Genomic DNA, 21935 nt, shown 5'->3' with positions numbered 1-21935 from the left:
ATTATATGGACTTAATCCGATTTTGTCTGAAGTAGGTGCAGGTTCGGACAAAACAGGTAGCCAAAGCCACGATTTTGTCTGAAGTAGGTGCAGGTTCGGACAAAACAGGTAGCCAAAGCAACGATTTTGTCCGAAGTAGGTGCAGGTTCGGACAAAACAAGGAGGCAAAGCAACGATTTTGTCCGAAGTAGGTACAGATTCGGACAAAACAAGGAGGCAAAGCAACGATTTTGTCCGAAGTAGGTACAGATTCGGACAAAAGAAGGAAGCCCAGCGGTGATTTTGTCCGAAGTAGGTGCAGGTTCGGACAAAATGAGGGAGCTCAGGCATTATTTTGTCTGAGGTGGTGGACAAGCCTCAAATAAAATAACCTGAGCTCATTACCAACGAAGCTCAGGTGAAAACTAAACTATTCTATTACCTCAGGTTTCAGCCACCCCTCGAAATAACCTTTGGCCTCTGGGTGGCCTGCCTTTTCAAAGATGGTGATTACATCGTGTCCGGAGGCATTTTTATTTGTATACTCGTTGACATATGTCTTCAAAGCTTTATTCACTTTTCCTCCCTCGACTAAATAGTCCAGCTCAGCGTACATATTGTAGCCATGCAGATTCATCATAACGATATAGTCATTAAGGTTTTTAAATTCGCTTAATGGGCTGCTTAAATACTGGCCTTCTTTTTGGATCCTTGCAATCTCTTCCTGCTGTTTTAGTTGATCTTCTGCGGAGCTCTTGGCCATGTAGCCTTTTTCACCCATATAGGTTTTCAATGAATAGCTTACGAGACTTTCATTTACCCATGGTTCCTTATATCCCTGGCTTCCGACCAATCCTGACATCCATTGGCGGATTACGCCGTCTGTCATGCTGAGAGAAGTAAAGCTGCTATCAGAAAAATTATATCCAGCTGTGAAGATCATTCCCTGGTAAGCCATTTGTGGGTTGCCTTCACCGGTTCGGATAATATCGAGTTCCTTATAAGGTAATGTTGAATCGAAAAACTCCTCAAAATAATCAATCGATTGACCGGCGCCCATTGCGTTCCTGTTTGCGGTCTGCTGTTTGTCAGTGGAAGGGCGATACCATACGTTCACAAGCGTTTCATTCTGGTTCACGAATCTTTCAGTTTGATAATATTGTTTATCCAATAAGACGATTGAAAAATCACGGACATTATCCAGGTTGACGTGATATTTCTGATTTTGACCTGTGTTTTCAATACTAGCATTATGTTCTTCTGCATTCGAAAGAATCTCGTATTTAGCAGCAGCGTTCAAAGTAACATCATAGTCAGCGGTTTCGCTATAAAAAGGGTAGCCGATTGGTGTATACGGATCCAGATTCCAGCCGTTTTTATCATATACTGCCTGCTTGGGCAGGAAGTTGCCGAGCCAAACTGCTGCATAATCATAGCTTGCATTGCTGTAATTCGATGGCAGCTGGAAGTTGAATTGAATGTCCAGTTCGGCAATAGTCTTGGCTTCCCACTTATCCATTTGTACTTCTAGTATAGTTCCATCAACTTTAAAATCAGCTTTTTGATTATTTACTTTAATGTCTTGAATATCGATCCAGCCAGGTGTTGGTGAAGGACCGCGAACGAATTCCCAATCCGGACCATCAATCGGTTCTTTAAATTGGTTAGGGTACAGGTGGAAATAGATTTTATCCTGATCGGCACCGGTTGTATTGGTTGTTGCGACTTTAAGTGTTCCCTGCAGTGTGGCTTCGTCATCCTGATAAGTCAGGTCGGCCTTATATTTGACCGGCACATGCTCTTTGTTGGTATAGCTGTAGCTAAATAAGTCTTTAGCCTCTTTTGGTTCAGTTGATGCATCAACATTAGTTTCCTCTTTCTTCGTTTTTTCATCTGCGAAAAACTCCGCATATGAAAATACACCAGCCCATAGCACGAAGGATACCGTCAATAACGCGGTAAATGCAGGCTTAGGGTATTCTGAAATATGTTCAGAAGTCCTGATCGCAAGCTTGTCAATGATCCGGTAAACTTTGTAACGGAGCAAGTACCCACGGCCCATCCTGAGTTTTTCACGAATAAAGTCACTAACATACTTCTTCTTTTCATAATCATAATCTGCCTCAGGCTGCTTTGGCACGCCGACTAGTACAAAATTTTTGGATCGGCGGGCCTCTGCTTTGACAACCTGCTCGGCAGCCACCCTATGTTTTACTGGCACCACCCCGGCTAAATGATCCTCGACCCCTTTTTTCATCCAATTCACGATAATGGCGATAAAAGCAATGATCAGGATCGGACTGTAGGCCATCCAAGGTGCTCTTCTGATCAGCCAGAAGTTTTGACCCGCCATTCCTGCTAGTTCGTTGGTGATAGTTCGGTAAATCAGCCGTGGTGTATCGGTCAAAGCGGTCGGGTGAGGGCCGCCTAAATACAATGAAAAAATTCCTAGAAACGTTAACAGCTGTAAGATTGATAAGATTTGCTGTGTAGTCAATAACAACAAATGAGATTTGACATTGGGCCATACATGCTTTTTTAAGGTGTGAAACTTGCTTCCACCCATCAGTATTGAACTTAGCAAATAAGGCTGTTTCTCGGTTTCATCCATCATATCCAGGATGTAGTAATAGACGCTGGGAAGACCGACCAGCAGCATGATAATAAATTGATATTCCAATATGACCATTGCTGAGTATCCGGTTGGTGATGCTGCCACTGGAAGCATCAGGATAATCGCGACAAGCAATTGAGGGATATATCTGAATGGCCAAAAGAAAGCAGTGAAATACCGTTTAAAGCCTGGATAGAATAATGTCGTTACAAGCGCTAGTATTGTGCCAATCAAAAGGCGCGAAAGTGTGATTCCCAATATAGCGCCAAGAGTATATTTCACTCCAACGAGAACAAGGTTAACCATGCTTCGTGCACCCAAATCTGTCCCGAGCGGAAAGATTAGCGACGGAGGAGCAGGAGGAGCAGCGACAAAGTTTCCATCCTCATCGAAAATCAGCGGCTCATTGCTCTCAGGCATCAGTTCTGTATTCCAGCTAATCAGGAATAATGTAACAAGTATCGCTGAACCAACCAGCATATTCCGATGTCTATGATTATTGATATAGTTACTTATTTTTACGATCATCTTTAGGACAGATTTCAGAAAAAGAAATAATCCCCTTTTTGCTTTCTGGGGACTCAGTTCTTTTGTCTCCCTGACAAGCCTGGTTAAGCCTTCGCTTACTTTAGTGGCAATCGACGATACCGCAGACAGGAAAATTCTCTTAATCCTTCTCATATATCCATCCCCCGAACGCTTCCGAACTTTTTGCCGATCAACGAAACGAATCTCTCCACAAGAATGACAGGAAGCATGAAAACTCCCACATAAAAGAAGATACTCACGGGAGAAGTACTATTAATCTGCAGCAGTTTATTAAGCTCCTGAATGTACCCATCAAGAACAAACATGTGTTCAACGAGCACCAGGTTTGTCAAAACCATAAAGATGATGGTCTTAAAGTGGATTGAGACTACCGGCAGGATATTCCTTGTTAAGTGTGAAAAAAGAATCTGCAGCTTAGATAACCCTTTTGCCTGGCCAAAAAGGATGTAGTGTTTTTCAAATTCTTCTTCCATGACCTTGATCAGGTATTGAGCAAAAAATAAGGATGGAAGGAGAGAATTAATGATCATCGGAAAGATAATTGGCTCTTTGCCTGCAAGTCCATACATAGTGACAAGGCGAATATTGAACTCTCTGTTAAGCATGAACAAAAACATTTGCATTATGAATATAACCAGCAAATCCGGAATCCCCTCAAAGAAATTCAGGATATTCTTCACTCTGATACGCTGTTTATAAGGAAGATTCATAAATAGATAGGCGACCACACTCCCTATAAGAATAGTGAAAAGCAAACTAAAGAAAATAAGTTCAAGAGAATATGTATAGCGGTCAATGACTGTTTCTTGATACCAGCCCTCTAGTACTTTCCAGCTTTCAGGCTTGAAAAATTGCAATGCAGTAGCTTCAATTGCTTTTATAAAGCCGGATAAATGGACACCTAGATGTGCACTCTCTGATGGACGGAAGTCAAAAAGCCTGGGAAATGCCATGAAAAATATTAGACCCGCAATTGAGGTCAAAAATAAAAGTGGGTAATGAATGATCTTTTTCATATGCTCTCCTTTGGAAAATTTTTCTTTAACTTTGACGTAGCTAAGTTATGAAAGGTTGCAAAATTTAGAAATAATTTATTAATAATTTTGTGATAATTGAAAAAATAATGTAATATAGAATATAATAAACCGACTGGATAGTTTATTTAAATGTAAAGGCAGCCAACAAGATTCAACTTGAAATCGTCTTTATATAAGATGAATCCATTTGGTAAAACGCAGGAAAAAGGGGGAAATGACATGGAACAAAAGATAGTGAATCAATCAATCATGTCTGCGCTCGAAAAGTTCAATGAATTAGATGAAAAGATTTCACATTTTAATAGTATTTTAGGTTTGTTAAGCTGGGACCAAAAAGTGATTTCACCAAAAAAAGGACGGTCCATATTTGCAAATGCGAACGGAACACTTAGAACGGAAGCGTTCAAGCTGACTGTTTCTGAGGAAATGGGGGAGCTATTAAGCACACTCACGACGCCGGAAGCAAATGAGCAACTAGAGGAAGCTGCAAAAGCCAGGGTTCGTGAACGGCTGAAATTTTATAACCGTTCAAAAAGGATCCCGGCTGAAATGATTAAAGATTTCTCAGTGCTTACATCAAAAGCAAATGATGCCTGGGAAGAGGCCAGGGAGAATAATGATTTTGAAAGATATCTTCCGTACCTTGAGAAGATTGTAGAGTTTAAGAGGAAAGCTATAGAGATTTACGGTTATGACAACCATCCATATGATGCGCTGCTAGATGAGTTTGAACCTGGCCTTACAGTTGAAAAGCTCGATCCATTGTTTGTTAAATTAAGAGAATCTAGCTCTGATTTACTTAGAAGGATTCAAGAGTCATCATACAAGCCGCCAGTAGAGATATTTGAACAGCCCTATTCAGTAGAAAAGCAAAAAGAATTCAATCGTTACATTTTGCCGCTGATCGGCTTCGATATGGAAGCTGGGAGGCTGGATGAAACAGTCCATCCTTTTGCGCAAACTGTGAATACGGGAGATGTGAGGATTACGACGAGATACCTTGAGAATAATGTCCGCTCTGCTATTTTCGGAACGATTCATGAAGCAGGACACGGTATTTATGAACAAAATATCAATCCTGAATTCCAGGATTCAGTCCTTCAGGAAGGGGCTTCTTTTGGAATCCATGAATCCCAGTCACGTTTTCTTGAAAACATGGTGGGACGCAGCGAGGAATTCTGGAAGTATTTCTATCCGAAGCTGCAGGAACATTTTCCGGAACAACTAGGAAATGTGGAATTGGATGATTTCTACCGTGCCACGAATGCAGTCCAGCCATCCTTCATCCGGGTGGAGGCAGATGAGCTCACTTATAACCTTCACATCATGGTTCGCTATGAAATTGAGAAGGCATTGATTGCCGGGGAAATAGAGGCAAAAGATCTGCCTGGAATCTGGAACGCGAAAATCAATGATTATCTCGGCATTACACCATCAACTGACAGTGAAGGGGTTCTTCAGGATATCCACTGGTCATTCGGAGGGCTGGGGTACTTCCCGTCATACTCCCTTGGGAACCTGTATGCAGCACAAATTCTGCACAAAGTGAAGAAAGATTTACCTGGTTTCTATGAAAGTATTAAACAGGGCAATTTTGCAGTGATCCAGGACTGGTTAAGGGAGAATATCCATCAGTATGGCATGCTGTATACTCCAAATGAACTGATTGTTAAAGCTACCGGCGAAGAATTGAATGCGGATTATCTGGTACAGTACCTGGAAGAGAAATATAGCAAGGTATACAAACTATAATTCCAGTGAGAAAATGGGGTAAAACATATGACGCCAATTGTTTCAGAGGAATATAAGGAAAAGAAGCGTCAGGAAATTTTGCAGAGTGCCCATGTTTGTTTTGCCGAAAAGGGATTTGAAGCATCCACTGTTGATGAAATTGTGGCTCGTTCCGGCCTGAGCAAGGGCGCGATTTATAATTACTTCAAAAGCAAGGATGAAATCTATCTTGCCTTGATGGAAGGACAAACAAATAACTCGGGAAGTAAATTTGCAAAAGCGATTGCTGAGCGAGAGACATCGCTGGAGAAACTCAATTACCTGATTGAAGCTTACCTCGACAATGACCCAAATGAAGAAAAAAACAGAGGGCATGCGATTGTCCATTATGAGTTCCGGCTGTACTCAACACGGAATCCGAAATTAAAAGAAATGTTGACTGAGCGTTACAGGAATTTCTTTGTTTCTTTGCTGACAGGAATCATTAAAGATGGCCAGACAGCAGGTGAATTTAAAAAAAATCTTGATCCTGCAACCTACGCAGACATCTTTTGGGCGATGGTGAACGGGGTCACATTGCAGGCTACCATACTTGAAGATTACCAATATAAGCTGATATTAAGAGAAATGCAGACAATGTTTCTGGAAAAATTAAGGTCATAACTAATAAAACCAGTGAGAGTTCTCACTGGTTTTATTTTTATTCTCATTTTTCAGCAGAAGAGACTGTTGCTGACCAATATCCTGGCGTTATTTAAGTTCTAAAGTATCTTGTTTATAGATTGATTTTTCCTTCAAAAGTTTCTTCAGTTTCAGCTTGTTTTTTCGCCCAGACAGAATGTAAAGGAAATCTCCAGCCATAATGACAGTATTCCCGGTAGGTGCAATCAGCTTGCCATGGCGGATAAGCGCATTCACAAGTGTCCCTTCCGGAAAGGGAATCTCCATCAAGGTTTTCCCGACAATTGCACTATCGCTTTCCATTTCATATTCAATCATTTCAGCATCTGCTTTTCCGAGTGAAATCAGCTCAAGAGACTGCATCGGTGTCGTTTTTTTAGGACCGTTCAACCCCAGTTTGTTGGCCAGCATGGGTATGGTAGCTCCCTGGATCAGCGCGCTTGTCAGTACGACGAAGAAGACAACATTGAAGATCTGATGGCTGTCCTCAATACCAGCAAGTAAAGGGAAGGTGGCAAGGATAATAGGTACGGCGCCTTTCAATCCCGCCCAAGAAAGGAAGATCCGCTCTTTTTTGGAATACTTCATGTTAATCGTTGAGATAAACACCGCAACAGGCCTTGCTACTAAAATCAAGATTAAGGAAACCAAAATCCCCTGGATTAAAATAGAAGGAGTAAAAAGTTCTGAGGGAAATACAAGGAGTCCAAGGATGACGAACATTAGAATTTGCATCATCCAGGCAAAACCCTCTGAAAAACGGAAAATAGAATGGCGGTAGGCAATTTCAGCATTCCCGATGATAATGGCTGCAATATATACAGCCAAAAGCCCGCTGCCGTTAATGTATGCTGTAATCCCATATGTCAGCAATGCAAAAGCGGTCGCAAATACAGGGTACAGCCCGCTGGAATCCAGATTGATGGAATTCAATGATTTTACAGCTATCTTTCCAAAGATGAGCCCCATCAGCAAACCAAGCCCCATTTGCAGAAAGAAATCGCCAATCAAGGTCAGGATACTTGTATCTGGAATGGTAATCAGTTCAATCATGGCGACTGTTAAAAATACTGCCATTGGATCATTGGAACCCGATTCTGCTTCAAGAGTGGAACCGAGTTTTGGAGAAATATTATGGTCTTTCAAAACTGCAAACACTGCAGCGGCGTCAGTAGAACCAACGATCGCACCGAATAGTATGGACTCAATCCAGCCAAGGCCAAGGATCACTTTAGCAGCTGCTGCTATAATCCCGGAGGTTATTAAAACTCCAATTGTCGCCAATGATAAAGAAGGGACGATCACTGGCCTGACATCCTTCCAATTTGTCTGCAGGCCTCCTTCAAACAAAATGATGATGAGCGCAATTACTCCGATCTTCTGCGTCAATGATGCATTGTCGAAGTAGACGATTCCAAGGACATCACTTCCCATCACCATCCCAACCATAATAAATAAGATGAGGGAGGGTACGCCCAACCTGGTTGAAAATCTCGTCGTCAAGACTCCCACAATTAACAAGAAAGCTAATAGCATAATAAAAGAGTCCGTACTAATAATATGTTCTGGCAATAAAAACTCCCCCTTATAAATTGATATTTATCTTAACTGGGACTGTTTCTTGGCCTACTCCAATAAAATGCTTCGTTTCTGATGGAGAGGCATGTTTAAGTCTTTTTTGGATTAGTGAAATTGCGACACCCTGTAAGTAGGCGTGGTAGCCAAATGTTTTCCTGAGAGTGGTCATTCCCACCGGTTCATCAATTCCGGCATTTTTTGCTGCTGTATTAATGATCCTGTATGCTTGTTGTCTTGTAATTGGATTGCCAGTTTTTCTGGATTTAAAGAGATAGTCTGAATCAATAAAAGAATTTTCATTTAAGTAATTTTTTAGGGACCGCCGTATGGAGGCATTTAAGTAAACAGGAGGATTGTTATAAGAAGGAATGGTAAGAAACTCTGTTATTTCACCATCCTTGCTGCAGACATCGTGGACACGCAGACATAGTAATTCTGGAAGTTTAATTCCAGTATTGATCCCGAGCAAAAATAAACAGTAATCCCTGGCAGAGTGGTTTTCAAGTAATTTTTTCATCAGCATAATTTTCTTTTTGGATTTAATTGCGCTTACCGTTTTCATTGGATCACTTCCTTAAGTAACTTAAGTATATCTTAAATCTGTTTTTGTAACATACAAAATGCTTGTGAATTTTTTGTTAAGATCTTTCAAATGTTATAATGAACAGAATCGAAAAATTTAGGATTAATATGGAGGCAATTATGCTGACTTTTGAACAAAAACTTGCAATCATTGAATCATTTTCTGAACTTGAACGAAAAAATGTCTCTTTAGGCCGTGTGAACTTTCATTTTGCAGATAGCATTTATGAAAAGAAAAATGTTGTATATCATCTTCATCCTAATGGGAATGGATTTGTCTATGGAGAATTTTTAGAAGGATATGAGGCTGATGCCAAGGGCATGGTAAATATCCGTGATTTTACTGAGGAAGAGCTTAAATCGATCATTAAAAAATCAATAGAATCCCTCTCAGGCAACAGTACCGTTGAAGCAGCCATAATAGAGGACAATGAAGAAGAACGCTGGATCAATTCAGAAAATCATACCCTGATTGTTGTTCATGAGGATGATATGTGGAATGTGTATGCTGGCCTGAATCTTGATGGTACATTCCTTTCTTATAATGAGGCTAAACAATATTTAGAAGAAGAAGGATTCAGGAAAAGATAAAAAGGATGCCCGCGGGCATCCTTTTTAAATTAGTGTTTTACTATTTTGTTTGGGATTCCAACAAGTTCTTCCAGGGGCCTATAGCTTAAACTTCCCTGTCAAATTTTCTAACTCCGTTGCTGTCCGCTGGAGGATTTTTGTCGTCTCGTTTACATTCTCTGCGATTCTGAGCTGGTCCTGTGTGGACTGGTCTGTCTGGCCGGTACCTGCGGCAATCTGCTGGGAAGCCTGTGAGACTGTATCAAGCGAGTTGGTTATTTGTTCAATTGCGATAACCTGCTGTTCAATAGCAGATGCAATATTATTGGAGTTATCCTCGATCTCCAATGTTGTTTCATAAATTTCATTTAGTGTTTTTTTTGCGTTCGCAGAAAGGTTTTTATTGTACTGTACTGCTTCTTTGGTTTTTGTGATGTAGTCTACGGCAGTACGGGTGTTTTGGACATTCTCGCCAACAATGGAAATGATAGTGGCAGCTGATTTCGCGCTTTCCTCGGCGAGCTTCCGAACCTCGTTTGCAACAACAGCAAATCCCTTGCCGTGTTCTCCAGCCCTGGCAGCTTCAATAGCAGCATTCAATGCCAACAGGTTTGTCTGGTCAGAGATGGTATTGATGATTTTAACGAATTGCGTGATTTTCTCTGATTGTTTTTCAAGCACTGTAATAATATCAGCCAGCAGGTTTGTATTTTCATCTACGGCTTCTAGTCCTTCAAGCATCTCATCGATTCTGACGGTTCCTTCCTTGGAAGAAACCGTGGAGTTTTTAGCGATATAGCTTGCCTGCTGAGCAGATGCGTTGATTTCTTCGATGCCTGCATTGATTTCTTCTAATGTCGCCTGCATCTCTTCAATATTTGCGTTCTGTTCCTGTGTGCTTGCTGCTGCCTGCTGGTTAGCTGCAGTCAATTCCCTGATTGCTTCCACCGAACTGGAGGCTATCGTGGATAATCCAACTGTTTCGCTTGAAACTTCCCTTGAGCTTGTTTGCACCTGTGAAACCAGAGTTCTTAGTGAGCCAGTCATTGTATTGATACTATCAGCCAAAGCTCCGATTTCATCTTTAGATTTTACGATAATATCTTCTTGCGATAAGTCGCCTTTTGCGATGTTTGCTGTTAAAACCCTGATTTTATTCAGTGGCTTGATGAGCCTGGACACCAGGAGATACATAGCGGCACTTGAGAGGACCAGGATTATAAGAGCGAGGATCCAAATTCCAGCAACCTCGCCATTAATCTTTTTATTTACCTGAGATACATCGAATTCGACCCCATAAAGGGCAATTGTTTTTCCTGCCATATCTGTGATAGGTGCGAAGCCCGTCATTTTTGAGCCGGTTGGCGAATTGTATATTTCAGTAGTTGTCCGTTTATTTTCCTTAAAAGCTTCAAACGCTGCCAGATCAAATTCCTTGCCGCCTGTATAATGTGAACCATATGATAACTCCGCCGTCATCATGGCCGAGTTCATAGTCGGGATTGAAAGTTTATCGCCTTCCATTGTGACCAAATAAAGATTATGTATCAATGGATTTTCTTTTAGTATTTGGTCCATTTGTTTCTGCATTGAGGTTACACCTGGATTGTTTTTTGAAGGGTTCGCAATGATGGTTTGCGCTTTTCCTGCAGAAATCTGGTCTGACAACAAGCTTGAAATCGTGTTAAGCTCAGCTTCCATCGATTCTAGATTGCTCGTTCTTATAGTGTATTGAGCATAGATTGTAGTAGCCAATGCGAGAAGGAGCATTGAGATTATGCTTAAAGAAACAATCTTTAGTTTTAGACTCATATTCTTGTTGAAAATTTTATTGCTTGATTTCTTTTTTGTTCCTGCTTTTTTTGCAGTTTTCGTTTTCTTCTTGAAAAGCAATTTGTCCACTCCCTCTGATCTTCTAGGCGAATTGTTGTTTAGAGAACAACTGGGTATAGTCTTCTTAAGAAAGACTGTGATTATCGTTCTCATATTATTGTTATTTTCGGCAATTTTCGAAATTAGTTAAGGAAAAAGCACTATATTAGTCGGATTTTTTAATTTGACAGATATTCAATGGATCCTGAGTTTGCCCATTCAACAGAATGGAAACTAACATTCTATGCAGTGCTTGCAGGAATTGCTGCGGCAGGCTGGTTCCTGTCCAATGATAAGACTGCGGAAACTGTCAAAAAGGTATCATAGTGACATGTGACCTGAAGTATGATTCATCTGTTTCTAAGTGCAGATGGGTTGTACTTCTGTTTTTTTCCTTTTGCGATTAGGGCCCATGAACTTCTGAAAGTAATGTAGGCAATTGTGTTCGAAAAGCAATAATCAATGTAAAAAAAGCCTGTTCCTTAATAATCTTTGCCCGATTACCAATAATAAGGGCTGAGTGATTCACGTTTTTCCTTTATAATGCGTTAGCTGTTTAGTATAAGGGTATAATTTAAAAAATGGACAAAAGGTGCAGAAGGGACACCCCTTTGCCCATCAATCCATTTTAAATGGAGTAAATGTTTTCTAGGAGGTGACTGCCTTACATATGTAGGGCTTCCCCATTGGTTATTACTAATTTGCTTTTAGTTGTTTTATTGATCGCATTAACTGGTTTTTTCGTAGCGACAGAGTTTGCCATCGTTAAAGTCAGGAGCTCAAGAATTGACCAGCTAATCTCTGAAGGAAGGAAAGGAGCGCAATCCGGAAAGCACGTGGTCACTCATCTCGATGAATATCTATCGGCCTGCCAGCTCGGCATTACGATTACAGCTTTAGGCCTTGGGTGGCTTGGGGAGCCGACGGTTGAAGAAATGCTCCATCCTGTTTTTGAGAATTTTCATTTGAATCCGTCATTATCTGGTATATTATCGTTCGGAATCGCCTTTGTTTCAATCACTTTTTTGCATGTTGTAGTCGGGGAGCTGGCTCCAAAAACGGTCGCAATCCAAAAAGCAGAAGCCATTACCCTCGCTTTTTCCAAACCAATTATCTGGTTTTATAAGATTATGTACCCTTTTATCTGGTTATTGAATGGTTCAGCCAGGCTTCTCGTAGGACTGTTTGGTTTAAAGTCTGCTTCTGAGCATGAAATTGCCCACTCTGAAGAAGAGCTCCGAATTCTTTTATCAGAGAGTTATGAAAGCGGTGAAATCAATCAAAACGAACTGAACTATGTGAATAATATATTTGAGTTTGATGAGCGGATTGCCAAAGAAATAATGGTACCGCGGACTGAAATTGCTACCTTTGATATTTCAGATGATATTGAAACAATTATAGATGTGATTCAAAAAGAGAAATATACAAGGTATCCAGTAATTGATGGAGAGAAAGATAATATAGTAGGGATGATTAATATCAAGGAAATCCTGACTGCGAAGTTAACACAAAAGGATCTGCAAAGAGAATCGATTTTGTCTTCGTTTCTTAAACCTGTCATTCGTGTGATTGAAACAATCCCTATCCATGATTTGCTCGTGAAAATGCAGAAGGAACGAATTCATATGGCCATCTTGATTGATGAATATGGCGGAACATCTGGACTTGTGACAGTCGAGGACATTCTAGAAGAGATTGTTGGCGACATCCGTGATGAGTTTGACGTGGATGAAATCGCCGAAGTCAGAAAAGTGAATGAAAATCATTATCTGTTCAGCTCCAGAGTACTTATAGACGAAGTAAATGACCTGCTAGGCATCGATATATCAGAAGAAGATGTAGACACCATAGGCGGATGGTTCATGACAAAGAACATTGATGCCAAGATTGGGGATGAAATAGAAGAAGGAGGATTTATTTTCAAGATTATCGAAATTGACGAATACCACATTGCCTATTTAGAGGTTATGAAAATTACCGAAGACGAAAAGCCGGACTGATTCCGGCTTTTTTTTATCCGATAAAATCCGTGGCTAATTTTGGCAAGTCCTATGTAGTTTGAGTGTATGTCCAAGACGGGTAAGAATACATTACCGGGGCAACCGGATGAATCACAAATTGAAATGGAGGAATTTAAAATGGCTAAAAAAGTAGTTGGAGTTTATGATAATCAAACAGAACTTATTGAAGCAATTGAAGAATATAAAAACAACGGCTATGCCGTTCAGGATTTCTCAATCATTGGTGATACGAACGATGTTACTACTGCACTTGAAAGCAGAACGGGCGTAACGACTGAAAATATCGGAACGGATACTGACGACCGTAAGGAAGGCGGTTTCTGGCAAAGCTTGATGACAGCCTTTGATGGTGACAGAAATCTTGGCGGCAATGAGCCTTCAGTTTCTGACCGTCTGGTTGGTGCTGGCTTAACGGATGATGCTGCAAGAGAATATGAAGAGGATGTGCGAAACGGACGTATCATTCTTTTAGCTGAAACGACTGCATCTGGACTTGATGTAGAAGAAACAGGCTATGTTACGGATACATCAGAAGTAACAGGAACGTATGATGATACGGACCAGCAGACATTAAGGTTAAGAGAAGAGCAGCTGGATGTATCCAAGGAAAGGGTACAGGCAGGTGAAGTTGAAATTCACAAGGAAGTAGTAGAAGAGCAGCAGAAGGTTAACATCCCTGTCACTCGTGAGGAAGTTTACGTGGAAAGACGTAATGTGAATGAGACTGCTTCCGCAACTGATGCTGCGATGGATGATGATGAAACAATCCGTGTACCAATCATGGAAGAGAAGGTAGAGGTTACAAAAAAACCGGTTGTTTCTGAAGAGCTTGTCATCGGTAAGCGAGAAGTGACAGATACTGAACAAGTCGTGGAAAGTGTAAAGCATGAGGAGGCTCATCTGGAGGCTGATGACGATCGTCTCGTCAATGAAGCAGACCGTGACCGCAATCGTGATTCACTTAAGAATTCGACTGATTTAGACCGTGACGGCTACAATAATCCATCAGGTATGTATCGTGACGGCTATAAGGATAGAAAATAAATTCCAGAATAATAAGAAAAGACGCCTTAAAGGCGTCTTTTCTGCGTATTGAGGCGACTGACTGCACGCCACATCGTGCATTTCCATAAAGGAGCGTCTGTCGGCTTACACAATTCAGCTCATCGCTTGATAAATATAACACGTTGGCGAAGCATTAGCAAGAAGAAGTTTAATGGTGGATTCTTCTTGTTTCATGTTCATTTCATCCTGGGTAATAAGGTATAAAGACTTAGGGAAGAGGTACAACATGAAGAAAAATACATTACTCATCTCATCTCTTATCATTATAATCGCCATGCTGGCTGCTTTCAGTATGGTCAATCCTGAAAAAGAGGAAGAAGACAGGCTGGTTCTTGCATTCGGCGATTCGCTCACCTATGGTTATGGTGATCAAAAAGGCTCCGGCTATATCGATACGCTGCAAACCAAGTTGAATTACCAACACAAAGAGGATTATAACTTTGACAATGAAGCCATTTATGGTCTTGAATCTTCTGGAATCCTTACCCAGCTATCTAATGTCAGTATTAGAGGGAAGCTTGATGAAGCAGACTATTTTATTCTTTTCATCGGGACGAATGACTTGATCAATAGCAATGGTGGTAATTTAGAAAATCTGAAGCCTGAAAAAATAGAGAAAGGGCAGGACGTATATTTGCAAAACCTGAATGCGATTCTCAATATTTTGACGGAAGGAAACGAGAAAGCACCGATCCTGATGCTTGGCCTCTATAATCCCTATCCCGACAGCGTTGAAATTGAAGCGGTGGTTGATGATTGGAATAAGGAAATAAGGAAAGCCTCTATAAGCGAAAAACAGGTTGTTTTCATTCCAACCAATGACCTGTTCAAAGGAAGAGATAAAAAACAGTATTTCAGTGACTCGCTGCATTTAAATGATAAAGGCTACAAACTGATCGCCGACCGTATTTTAGAAAGTTACACGTTCGAATAGCTCTCTGAAATGCGAAAAATTGCTTCAATAATAATATAATGCCTGGCAAAAAACATTGCCGGGTTTTTCTCGGTTTTCAAAAAACTTCCATGAAACCAAGTATGCAATAAATTCGTAATATAATAGATTAAAAGAAAAGCTGAAAGGAATTTTTTCGTGAAAATAAAACTGCTTGGGAACGCATCCATCACTTTCCTGCTGATTTTGGCTGCGCTCCTGCTATATTATCAATTCCTAACCAAGCCTGAAATCAATGAAAATGTTCCTTTGCCGCAGGACCTGCATCCAGTTGTCCAGAAAAATAAGGATGTGCTGATCCAGAAGGCAGCAGAGAAAGGGATCAGGGTCCTGGTGACCGATGGGTTCCGGAGTTTTGAGGAACAGAATCAATTATATGAAAAGGGAAGATCAAAAGAAGGACAAATAGTGACACACGCTAAAGGCGGGGACTCATATCATAATTTTGGCCTGGCAATCGATTTCGCTTTATTGAATAAACAAGGAAAAGCCCTTTGGGATACTACTTATGATGGAAATGAAAATGGGAAATCTGATTGGATGGAAGTAGTAGGCATTGCCAAAGAGCTCGGATTTACGTGGGGAGGAGACTGGAAACACTTTAAGGATTATCCCCACCTGGAAATGCGTTTTGACCTGACAATCAATGACCTGAAACGCGGAAAGCGCCCGCCGGAAGACGCGATGACAGCATCGCAAAATTAGAAAAAGCATCGGGCCTTTGGGCACCGATGCTTTTAAGGTTGCAATGATTTATTGAAAAGCAATTATTTTTGTTTGGAAATAGCCAACTCTGAATGTGGATTGCCAACCTTAAGGAATTGCTTGATGACCAATCCAGGTCCGCCAAGTACAAAGAGGTAGCGGGCTTCGATTACCTGCTTCATTAAGGCAGCGAATAACCCGCTGATTTTCAGGCCGAAGACTTTGCCCACTGCTGCTTTGTTGCCGATGGAAGCAACTGTACCTTTGTGGTGATATTCGAATGCTTTAAGCTGCTTACCTCTCAAGATAGCGACTAGATTTGGTCCGCACACCTCTGCCTGTTGAATGGCCACCTGGGCAGTCGGAGGGAGTGGGGTTCCGTCATCTTTCAAGAACAGTGCAGCGTCCCCGATGCAAAAGACATTTTCCATTCCTTTTACCCGCAAAAACTTATCAATGATGATGCGGCCCTTCGAAATGGGTAAATCCAGCTTTTCAAGCAGGGTATTGCCGCGGACGCCGCCAGACCATATCAATGTCCTTGACGGAAGTTCTTCGCCGTTGTCCAATGTGATGGAAGTTGGAGAACATTCAAGAATCTTCGTTGAGGTCATCAATTCAACGCCATTCTTTCTTAAATAGCTTTCTGTAAAATCAATGGCCTCCTTATCAAATCCTGGGAGAACTGTTGGTGAAGCTTCTATATTGATTATTCTCGCTGCCGACCTAGGGATATCATATTTAAGGCAAAGCTTGGGCAAGGCTTCTACAAGTTCGCCAATCATTTCGATTCCCGTAAAACCGGCACCGGCTACAGCAAAAGTCAATCTTGAAGGGTCGTAATCCTCCATATACGCAGCGAACTGTCTGAGCATATGGTTGTATATGGCCTTCGTGCTCCTGAAGCTTTTGATTTTAAAAGCATTTACTTCCACTCCAGGAATTCCGAACGTACTCACATCAAAACCAAGACCAATCATCAGGTAGTCATAATCAATAAATTCACCAGACTCCAGCTGTACTTTCTTTTCAGTAAAGTCTACACCGTGTACAGCTCCTTTTTTGAATTTTATTTTATCTGTCTTTAAAAGTTCAGGTATATGTAAGGTGATTTTTTCGTCCAAGGCAGTGCCCGCACCAGTCTTATGAAGTTGAGTAGAAATATAGTGATAGTCATGTTTATTGATCAAAGTAATATCAGCTTCGCCGTTCCGCAGGTTCTTCTCAAGCTGTCTGCTGGTTATGAGGCCGCCATATCCCGCACCTAGAATGACTATTTTTGGAGTTTGCATCGTTGTTCCCTCTTTCTTGTTATTATTGTGAAAATATTCACATGTCAGGGTAAAAAAATAAAAAAATTCCAGTTGTATTGTTTTGTGAATTATTTCACAAATATTATCTACCAATAGAGTACGATATTTCAATTTTTATAAATACGCATTTATTATTTAAATTCAACAAAAGTTTGACAGATAATCCAAAAAAGGAGGAGATGGAATAGCTCCATCCCCTGAAAATAATTATAGGTTGTTTTCGTAAACCTTGTTGTTAAAATCCTAAAGCCGATTTTAACGTATATAAGGCCATTTTGCATGTCGGTATTGAGTTTGCATGCTCTTTTCTCACATTAAAGTTAACTTTGCGAAGAAAAACAGGTCATTCAATGCTATTTTGTATTCAATAGCAACATTGCTTGAGAAAAGCGCTTAATTATAAATTCATTGTTTCGGGTTCTCCGGTATCGTTCATCAACCGAATGGTTTCTGGTTTTACTTCCAGAATAATGAAGTCGGGATCATTAGGACTCTCAATCCATTTACTCATCTTATCATTCCAGAATTTTTCCTTAAGTGACTGATCTTCACGGATTGAGGCTTTTCCCTGGACCTCGATATAGGCGTCGCCCATCCCTTCTCCTTCATATCCAAGCAGGATATGGACATTTGGGTTTCGTTCAATCTCTTCCGCTTTGTACGTTTCTTTGCTTGTCGGTGTGTACATTGTCAAGTCCTCGTGGAAAAAAGTCATGTAGCGGGAGTGCGGCTTGTTATCCACTACTGTCGCCAGCGTGCCAACCTTTGATTCACCGAGAACCTGAGTGATTTTTTCTTTCAATTTTTGACTATCCATATGGATTCCTCCTTTTTTTGTACCTGTTTTTAATATTCTCTTTCTAAAGCTGCATAAACCAAAAAAGGCCCTGGGATTACCAGGGCGATTATTATAATTCGTTGTCGATATCTACATTGTATTTCTTTTCGCTTGAGGATGAATCCTTTGAGTGATGGCCATCCTTTTCTTCATGTTTTTCCTGATTAAGGTCCTCCATCGGAATAGGATCAACAGTCAATTCACTTTTGAACTTGTCATGAAGACTTTTCGTCGTTGTTTCATATTGCTCAGGATTGTCCATGTTTTGGGTATTATCAACTGGAATGTTCTTCTTATTTTCTTTTCCCACGGTGATCACCTCTCCCTTTATTTACGTACTAGCTCAAGGTTATCTGTCAGTTTTTGATTCTTCCTGAGGTTTTACTGGATCCCTTTGAGGCTCAATATCCTTGTTGTGTGCCTTCTTATTTTCCTGTTCAACTGAACCATCGTTTTTATTTTGATTCTTTTCTGTCATAATAAAGCCTCCTTGTCGCTGTGATAATAATAAAAATACCCTTTTATTGATAATTAAAACAAACGTTGCCACCCTGGTGGAGTCATTGCCCAAATAATCCAGAACTATATTTTTGAAATTCACTCCAATGTCTTTTCAGCCATTCACCTTCATATAGTTAGAATGTATGCGTAACTAAGGGAATATGGAGGGGGAGTGTGATGATCATCATCCGGTTTCCAGATGGTGCAAGCGGCCAGATGCTGCAGAATCTGTCTGGGAAACAGAAGGAAATATACGACCAACTAGACAATAGCCTGACAATGTTCGAGTATGACACAACCTTTCAGCTTCTTTTTGAAATAAAGCTTCGCGGGAATATCATTGAAGCGGCATTAAAGCTTAAGGATGCTTCTGTAGCTTTTACTTCCTTCAAATATTCAAGATTCAATCCAGTTTATTGGACGAAAGGACCCATGGGCTATCTGTTAAATCCAAATGTACGCCCTTCTGACGCAATCAATGATATTTTTGAAAATGGTCAGGAGTATGCTTTTGAGTGCTCCACGGCAATGGTTGTCATTTTTTACAAAGCTGTCCTGGATTCTATAAGGTTGTCGGATTTCAACTATTTATTCAGGGGACTGCTCGTTTGGAATTGGAATTATGACCCTGATTTGGCCATCATCACTTTAGAAGGGAATGAGTTTATCCCCGGCGATGTCGTTTATTTCATGAATCCGGATTTTGATAAACCTATTTGGCGCGGAGAAAATGCAGTTGTCCTTGGAAATGGATTATATTATGGACATGGTATAGGGATTGGTACAGCTGAGGAAATGGTCAAAGCCCTGAATACACTTCGGAAAAAAGGCTCTACTACCTCGGCATTTATGCTACAACAGCATAGCAGGCTGAATTTTAAATATTTGTCCCAGTTTTCCAAGTGAAAAACCACGAGAATAGTAAAAGGCTGGCTAAATTGCCGGCCTTTTTTTCTATTTCTTTTTACTCATTTTTTAAAATAGAATTTCTTGTATCATTTACGAGGCATAGTTTTATGAATTGGGGGAATATAAAAAGAGACATAATATATACATTTCTAATTCCGGATGTGGAATTTATAGGTATGTTAAAAAGGGAGTTTTGGAAATGAGATTAAGCAAGGTGCTTGAAGCACTCGGCGGCAGTTTAAAAAAATATATGAATGATGCTGACCCTGAATTGTCTGGAATTCAGATGGATTCTCGTAAAGTGAAGCCAGGAGATTTATTTGTAGCAATTACAGGGTTTCAAATAGATGGGCACAAGTTTATTGATGAAGCCATAGACAATGGTGCAGCAGCCGTTATAGGGGAAAATGATCTTAATCTTTCTGTCCCGTATATTCAGGTTTTTGACAGCAGGCTGGCACTCGGAAGGGCAGCGAGCGCATTTTATCAACATCCGTCGAGGAAGCATACTGTGATTGGGATTACGGGGACAAATGGAAAAACGACCGTTTCCTATATTTTAAAGCATATTCTTGAGTTTGCAGGCAAAGGCTGCTCGCTGCTCGGCACTGTGTCTTATATTATAAATGATGAGGTGTACAAGCCTTCCAATACCACTCCGGATGCTTTGCAAATACAGGAGCTGATTTCGAAAAGCAATGATGAGTTTGTTGTTCTGGAAGTGTCATCACATGCCCTGAAGCAATACAGAATTGAGGGGCTGGAGCTGGATTATGGTTTGTTCACGAATTTATCCCATGACCACCTTGACTACCATCCGACAATTGAGGACTATTTCGAGGCAAAAACATTGATGTATAATTACATGAAAAAAGATGGTTCGGCGGTTGTAAGCAGGCTTGGAGAGTGGGGAGACAAGCTGACTGGTATATTATCAGCTAAAGGAATTCCTGTATATTCAATGGGCTATGATGACTCCCATGATTTGAAAATCGAGGACATAAAATTGAATGGGGAAACCAGATTTGAGATTAAAATGGGAGGAATCACTTATCCTTTGACTTTCCCATCACCTGGTCTCCACAATGTCTATAACGCAGCAATGGCCTTTTTGACAGCTGTGAAAATCGGTATAAGTCCTGATATGATTGCTGAGGCGCTAAAAACTTTCCCTGGCGTGCCTGGAAGGTTCGAAATGATCTCCCATCCTGAAGGTGCTACTTTCATTGTCGACTATGCACATACAAAGGATGCGATTGAATACTGTCTTCAAGCAGCCCAAGAGCATGAAGCAGTTAAGATAAAGCATATATTCGGCTTCCGCGGAGAGCGCGACAAAACCAAAAGAGAGCATATGGTCAAAGCGTCAGCCGCAATGAGTGATGAATTCACCTTGACTTTCGATGACCTGAACGGAATTTCTGAAAAAGAGATGGCCAGTGAATTAAAGGAATTGAATGAACGCTTTGGCATGAATAAAGGAAGAGTCATTGCAGACAGGACCCTGGCGATCAGAAATGCCTGGGATAATGCCAGGATGGGTGAGTGGATTCTCATCACTGGTAAAGGACCAGAGGAGTATCAGTCGATATATGAACTTCCTACATCATCAGATAAAGAAACACTGTTATATTTGCAAAAACTGCACAATAAGGCAAAGGTAATTGGGTGAATGCCAAGCAGGCTGATATACAATCAGCCTGTTTTTTTAGGATTTTAAACTCACTTCCTGTAAACTGACACAAATTTACCTTCAATTAATGACAATAATATGAAATGTGAAGAGTGTCACTCCAATATTTTTTCGGCATCTCTTATGATATAAGTAAGCAAGATAATTGACCTGACGATTATGGGAGGAGGTACTCAATATGGATAAAAAAGAAATTTATAAAATGCTTGAGGAAGTAGAAGAACCAATGCTGGGAGTAGATATTGTGAACCTGGGCCTCGTCTATGAAGTCTGTGTCAAGGATGATAAAGATGTTGAAATCGTTATGACTACAAGGAATAAAGATTGCATGCTTGCTGATTATATTGCCCTCTCTGCCCGTGAACATCTGGCTGGACAGATAGACAGCCTCGAGCATATAGATATCAAGATGGTCTCTGCACCAAAATGGACACAAGACAGGATGTCCAAGTACGCGAAATATTTACTGGACCTGTAATACTCTTTAGAATCACTTGAAAGATTGCGATCTTATTGCAGTCTTTTTTTATTGTTTTGGCTGTGTTGAGGATAGAGACTCTAGCTGAAAGCGAAGGGACTATACTTTTTTAAGATTTTGACGGAAGTGAAGCCAGGTTAAGACCAAACTCTGGCTCACCCTTGTGATTTTGTCCGAAGTGAAGGCAGGTTCGGACAAAATATCGGCTCATCCTCGTGATTTTGCCCGAAGTGAAGGCTAGTTCGGACAAAACTCCGGCTCACC

General features: G+C 40.7%; 19 protein-coding genes and 2 pseudogenes. 11 read left to right on the top strand and 10 right to left on the bottom strand.

Translation table 11 applies throughout. The features are described 5' to 3' along the window. Positions 1 to 409: 409 nt before the first annotated feature. Together J7E35_RS05460 and J7E35_RS05455 are read right to left on the bottom strand one after the other, a co-directional pair. A complete protein-coding gene (locus J7E35_RS05460) occupies positions 410 to 3274 on the bottom strand; it encodes a hypothetical protein (RefSeq protein ID WP_214777670.1) in 2865 nt (954 codons plus the stop codon). Then, on the bottom strand, positions 3271 to 4158 hold the full coding sequence (locus tag J7E35_RS05455; RefSeq protein ID WP_214777668.1) for an ABC transporter permease subunit: 888 nt from the start codon (positions 4156 to 4158) through the stop codon (positions 3271 to 3273). Before J7E35_RS05455 ends, J7E35_RS05460 begins: the two co-directional genes overlap by 4 nt. A gap of 240 nt (positions 4159 to 4398) precedes the next feature. On the opposite strand from J7E35_RS05455, the gene J7E35_RS05450 reads away from it, so the two are divergent. Beyond that, entirely contained in the window at positions 4399 to 5931 is a 1533-nt protein-coding gene (locus J7E35_RS05450; protein WP_251040754.1) for a carboxypeptidase M32, read from the top strand. Positions 5932 to 5958: 27 nt separating this feature from the next. After that, entirely contained in the window at positions 5959 to 6573 is a 615-nt protein-coding gene (locus tag J7E35_RS05445) for a TetR/AcrR family transcriptional regulator (protein WP_214777665.1), read from the top strand. An 87-nt stretch (positions 6574 to 6660) separates the two neighbouring features. On the opposite strand, the gene J7E35_RS05440 is transcribed toward J7E35_RS05445, so the two are convergent. Both J7E35_RS05440 and J7E35_RS05435 read right to left on the bottom strand, forming a co-directional pair. After that, positions 6661 to 8163: a potassium/proton antiporter gene (locus J7E35_RS05440; RefSeq protein WP_214777663.1), complete on the bottom strand. Its 1503-nt coding sequence runs from the start codon at positions 8161 to 8163 to the stop codon at positions 6661 to 6663. A gap of 13 nt (positions 8164 to 8176) precedes the next feature. Beyond that, positions 8177 to 8686 (bottom strand): tyrosine-type recombinase/integrase, encoded by a 510-nt coding sequence (locus J7E35_RS05435; protein WP_251040751.1) that lies wholly within the window; start codon positions 8684 to 8686, stop codon positions 8177 to 8179. A gap of 185 nt (positions 8687 to 8871) precedes the next feature. Between J7E35_RS05435 and J7E35_RS05430 the strand changes: the two genes are divergently transcribed. Further along, a complete protein-coding gene (locus J7E35_RS05430) occupies positions 8872 to 9342 on the top strand; it encodes a hypothetical protein (protein ID WP_214777763.1) in 471 nt (156 codons plus the stop codon). Positions 9343 to 9420: 78 nt separating this feature from the next. Here the strand turns inward: J7E35_RS05430 and J7E35_RS23835 are convergent, their stop codons facing one another. Both J7E35_RS23835 and J7E35_RS23830 read right to left on the bottom strand, forming a co-directional pair. Then, entirely contained in the window at positions 9421 to 10368 is a 948-nt protein-coding gene (locus tag J7E35_RS23835) for a methyl-accepting chemotaxis protein (protein ID WP_483297651.1), read from the bottom strand. Next, positions 10363 to 10515: pseudogene (locus tag J7E35_RS23830) on the bottom strand (HAMP domain-containing protein); the annotation flags it as partial. The pseudogene J7E35_RS23830 and the gene J7E35_RS23835, both read right to left, overlap by 6 nt. An 885-nt stretch (positions 10516 to 11400) precedes the next feature. On the opposite strand from J7E35_RS23830, the pseudogene J7E35_RS23455 reads away from it, so the two are divergent. The 5 genes and pseudogenes from J7E35_RS23455 to J7E35_RS05405 all read left to right on the top strand — a co-directional run. After that, positions 11401 to 11520: pseudogene (locus J7E35_RS23455) on the top strand (TerC family protein); the annotation flags it as partial. A gap of 359 nt (positions 11521 to 11879) precedes the next feature. Beyond that, on the top strand, positions 11880 to 13196 hold the full coding sequence (locus tag J7E35_RS05420) for a hemolysin family protein (RefSeq protein WP_214777657.1): 1317 nt from the start codon (positions 11880 to 11882) through the stop codon (positions 13194 to 13196). A 138-nt stretch (positions 13197 to 13334) separates the two neighbouring features. Then, positions 13335 to 14261 carry a YsnF/AvaK domain-containing protein gene (locus tag J7E35_RS05415; protein WP_214777655.1) on the top strand — a complete coding sequence of 309 codons (927 nt, stop codon included), beginning with the start codon at positions 13335 to 13337 and terminating at the stop codon, positions 14259 to 14261. Positions 14262 to 14508: 247 nt separating this feature from the next. Continuing rightward, a complete protein-coding gene (locus J7E35_RS05410) occupies positions 14509 to 15216 on the top strand; it encodes a GDSL-type esterase/lipase family protein (RefSeq protein ID WP_214777652.1) in 708 nt (235 codons plus the stop codon). Between the two features lie 156 nt (positions 15217 to 15372). Continuing rightward, positions 15373 to 15939 (top strand): M15 family metallopeptidase, encoded by a 567-nt coding sequence (locus tag J7E35_RS05405; protein ID WP_214777650.1) that lies wholly within the window; start codon positions 15373 to 15375, stop codon positions 15937 to 15939. Positions 15940 to 16001: 62 nt separating this feature from the next. Here J7E35_RS05405 and J7E35_RS05400 read toward each other — a convergent pair whose 3' ends face one another. The 4 genes from J7E35_RS05400 to J7E35_RS23450 all read right to left on the bottom strand — a co-directional run bounded on the left by J7E35_RS05400 (position 16002) and on the right by J7E35_RS23450 (position 18568). Next, the gene (locus J7E35_RS05400) at positions 16002 to 17231 is read right to left on the bottom strand and encodes an NAD(P)/FAD-dependent oxidoreductase (RefSeq protein ID WP_214777648.1); all 1230 of its coding nucleotides are present in this window, start codon (positions 17229 to 17231) and stop codon (positions 16002 to 16004) included. Positions 17232 to 17649: 418 nt separating this feature from the next. Beyond that, a complete protein-coding gene (locus tag J7E35_RS05395; protein WP_214777646.1) occupies positions 17650 to 18069 on the bottom strand; it encodes a pyridoxamine 5'-phosphate oxidase family protein in 420 nt (139 codons plus the stop codon). Positions 18070 to 18160: 91 nt separating this feature from the next. Further along, positions 18161 to 18352, bottom strand: a complete 192-nt coding sequence (locus J7E35_RS05390) for a hypothetical protein (RefSeq protein ID WP_192472973.1) — start codon at positions 18350 to 18352, stop codon at positions 18161 to 18163. 87 nt (positions 18353 to 18439) lie between these two features. Continuing rightward, complete coding sequence (locus J7E35_RS23450) at positions 18440 to 18568, bottom strand: hypothetical protein (protein ID WP_264647658.1); 129 nt, start codon at positions 18566 to 18568, stop codon at positions 18440 to 18442. A 200-nt stretch (positions 18569 to 18768) separates the two neighbouring features. Here J7E35_RS23450 and J7E35_RS05385 point away from each other — a divergent pair, with 200 nt between their 5' ends. The 3 genes from J7E35_RS05385 to J7E35_RS05375 all read left to right on the top strand — a co-directional run bounded on the left by J7E35_RS05385 (position 18769) and on the right by J7E35_RS05375 (position 21671). Beyond that, on the top strand, positions 18769 to 19497 hold the full coding sequence (locus J7E35_RS05385) for a protein-glutamine gamma-glutamyltransferase (RefSeq protein ID WP_214777644.1): 729 nt from the start codon (positions 18769 to 18771) through the stop codon (positions 19495 to 19497). Between the two features lie 202 nt (positions 19498 to 19699). Continuing rightward, a complete protein-coding gene (locus tag J7E35_RS05380) occupies positions 19700 to 21172 on the top strand; it encodes a UDP-N-acetylmuramoyl-L-alanyl-D-glutamate--2,6-diaminopimelate ligase (protein ID WP_214777643.1) in 1473 nt (490 codons plus the stop codon). A gap of 199 nt (positions 21173 to 21371) precedes the next feature. Then, positions 21372 to 21671 carry a metal-sulfur cluster assembly factor gene (locus J7E35_RS05375; protein ID WP_214777642.1) on the top strand — a complete coding sequence of 100 codons (300 nt, stop codon included), beginning with the start codon at positions 21372 to 21374 and terminating at the stop codon, positions 21669 to 21671. Positions 21672 to 21935 lie beyond the last annotated feature (264 nt).

Origin of the sequence: Bacillus sp. ISL-45 (genome assembly GCF_018613195.1) — a bacterium.
Classification (GTDB): Bacteria; Bacillota; Bacilli; order Bacillales; family Cytobacillaceae; genus Mesobacillus.
The sequence above is the reverse complement of the archived record's forward strand: the minus strand, read 5'-3'. Positions and strand labels throughout refer to the sequence as shown.

What these genes read in the sequence shown, in the direction of transcription:
- J7E35_RS05460 (WP_214777670.1), bottom strand. Translation starts at nt 3,274, where the DNA reads ATGAGAAGGATTAAGAGAATTTTCCTGTCTGCGGTATCGTCGATTGCC.
- J7E35_RS05455 (WP_214777668.1), bottom strand. Translation starts at nt 4,158, where the DNA reads ATGAAAAAGATCATTCATTACCCACTTTTATTTTTGACCTCAATTGCG.
- J7E35_RS05450 (WP_251040754.1), top strand. Translation starts at nt 4,399, where the DNA reads ATGGAACAAAAGATAGTGAATCAATCAATCATGTCTGCGCTCGAAAAG.
- J7E35_RS05445 (WP_214777665.1), top strand. Translation starts at nt 5,959, where the DNA reads ATGACGCCAATTGTTTCAGAGGAATATAAGGAAAAGAAGCGTCAGGAA.
- J7E35_RS05435 (WP_251040751.1), bottom strand. Translation starts at nt 8,686, where the DNA reads ATGAAAAAATTACTTGAAAACCACTCTGCCAGGGATTACTGTTTATTT.
- J7E35_RS05430 (WP_214777763.1), top strand. Translation starts at nt 8,872, where the DNA reads ATGCTGACTTTTGAACAAAAACTTGCAATCATTGAATCATTTTCTGAA.
- J7E35_RS23835 (WP_483297651.1), bottom strand. Translation starts at nt 10,368, where the DNA reads ATGACTGGCTCACTAAGAACTCTGGTTTCACAGGTGCAAACAAGCTCA.
- J7E35_RS05415 (WP_214777655.1), top strand. Translation starts at nt 13,335, where the DNA reads ATGGCTAAAAAAGTAGTTGGAGTTTATGATAATCAAACAGAACTTATT.
- J7E35_RS05410 (WP_214777652.1), top strand. Translation starts at nt 14,509, where the DNA reads ATGAAGAAAAATACATTACTCATCTCATCTCTTATCATTATAATCGCC.
- J7E35_RS05400 (WP_214777648.1), bottom strand. Translation starts at nt 17,231, where the DNA reads ATGCAAACTCCAAAAATAGTCATTCTAGGTGCGGGATATGGCGGCCTC.
- J7E35_RS05395 (WP_214777646.1), bottom strand. Translation starts at nt 18,069, where the DNA reads ATGGATAGTCAAAAATTGAAAGAAAAAATCACTCAGGTTCTCGGTGAA.
- J7E35_RS05390 (WP_192472973.1), bottom strand. Translation starts at nt 18,352, where the DNA reads ATGGACAATCCTGAGCAATATGAAACAACGACGAAAAGTCTTCATGAC.
- J7E35_RS23450 (WP_264647658.1), bottom strand. Translation starts at nt 18,568, where the DNA reads ATGACAGAAAAGAATCAAAATAAAAACGATGGTTCAGTTGAACAGGAA.
- J7E35_RS05385 (WP_214777644.1), top strand. Translation starts at nt 18,769, where the DNA reads ATGATCATCATCCGGTTTCCAGATGGTGCAAGCGGCCAGATGCTGCAG.
- J7E35_RS05380 (WP_214777643.1), top strand. Translation starts at nt 19,700, where the DNA reads ATGAGATTAAGCAAGGTGCTTGAAGCACTCGGCGGCAGTTTAAAAAAA.
- J7E35_RS05375 (WP_214777642.1), top strand. Translation starts at nt 21,372, where the DNA reads ATGGATAAAAAAGAAATTTATAAAATGCTTGAGGAAGTAGAAGAACCA.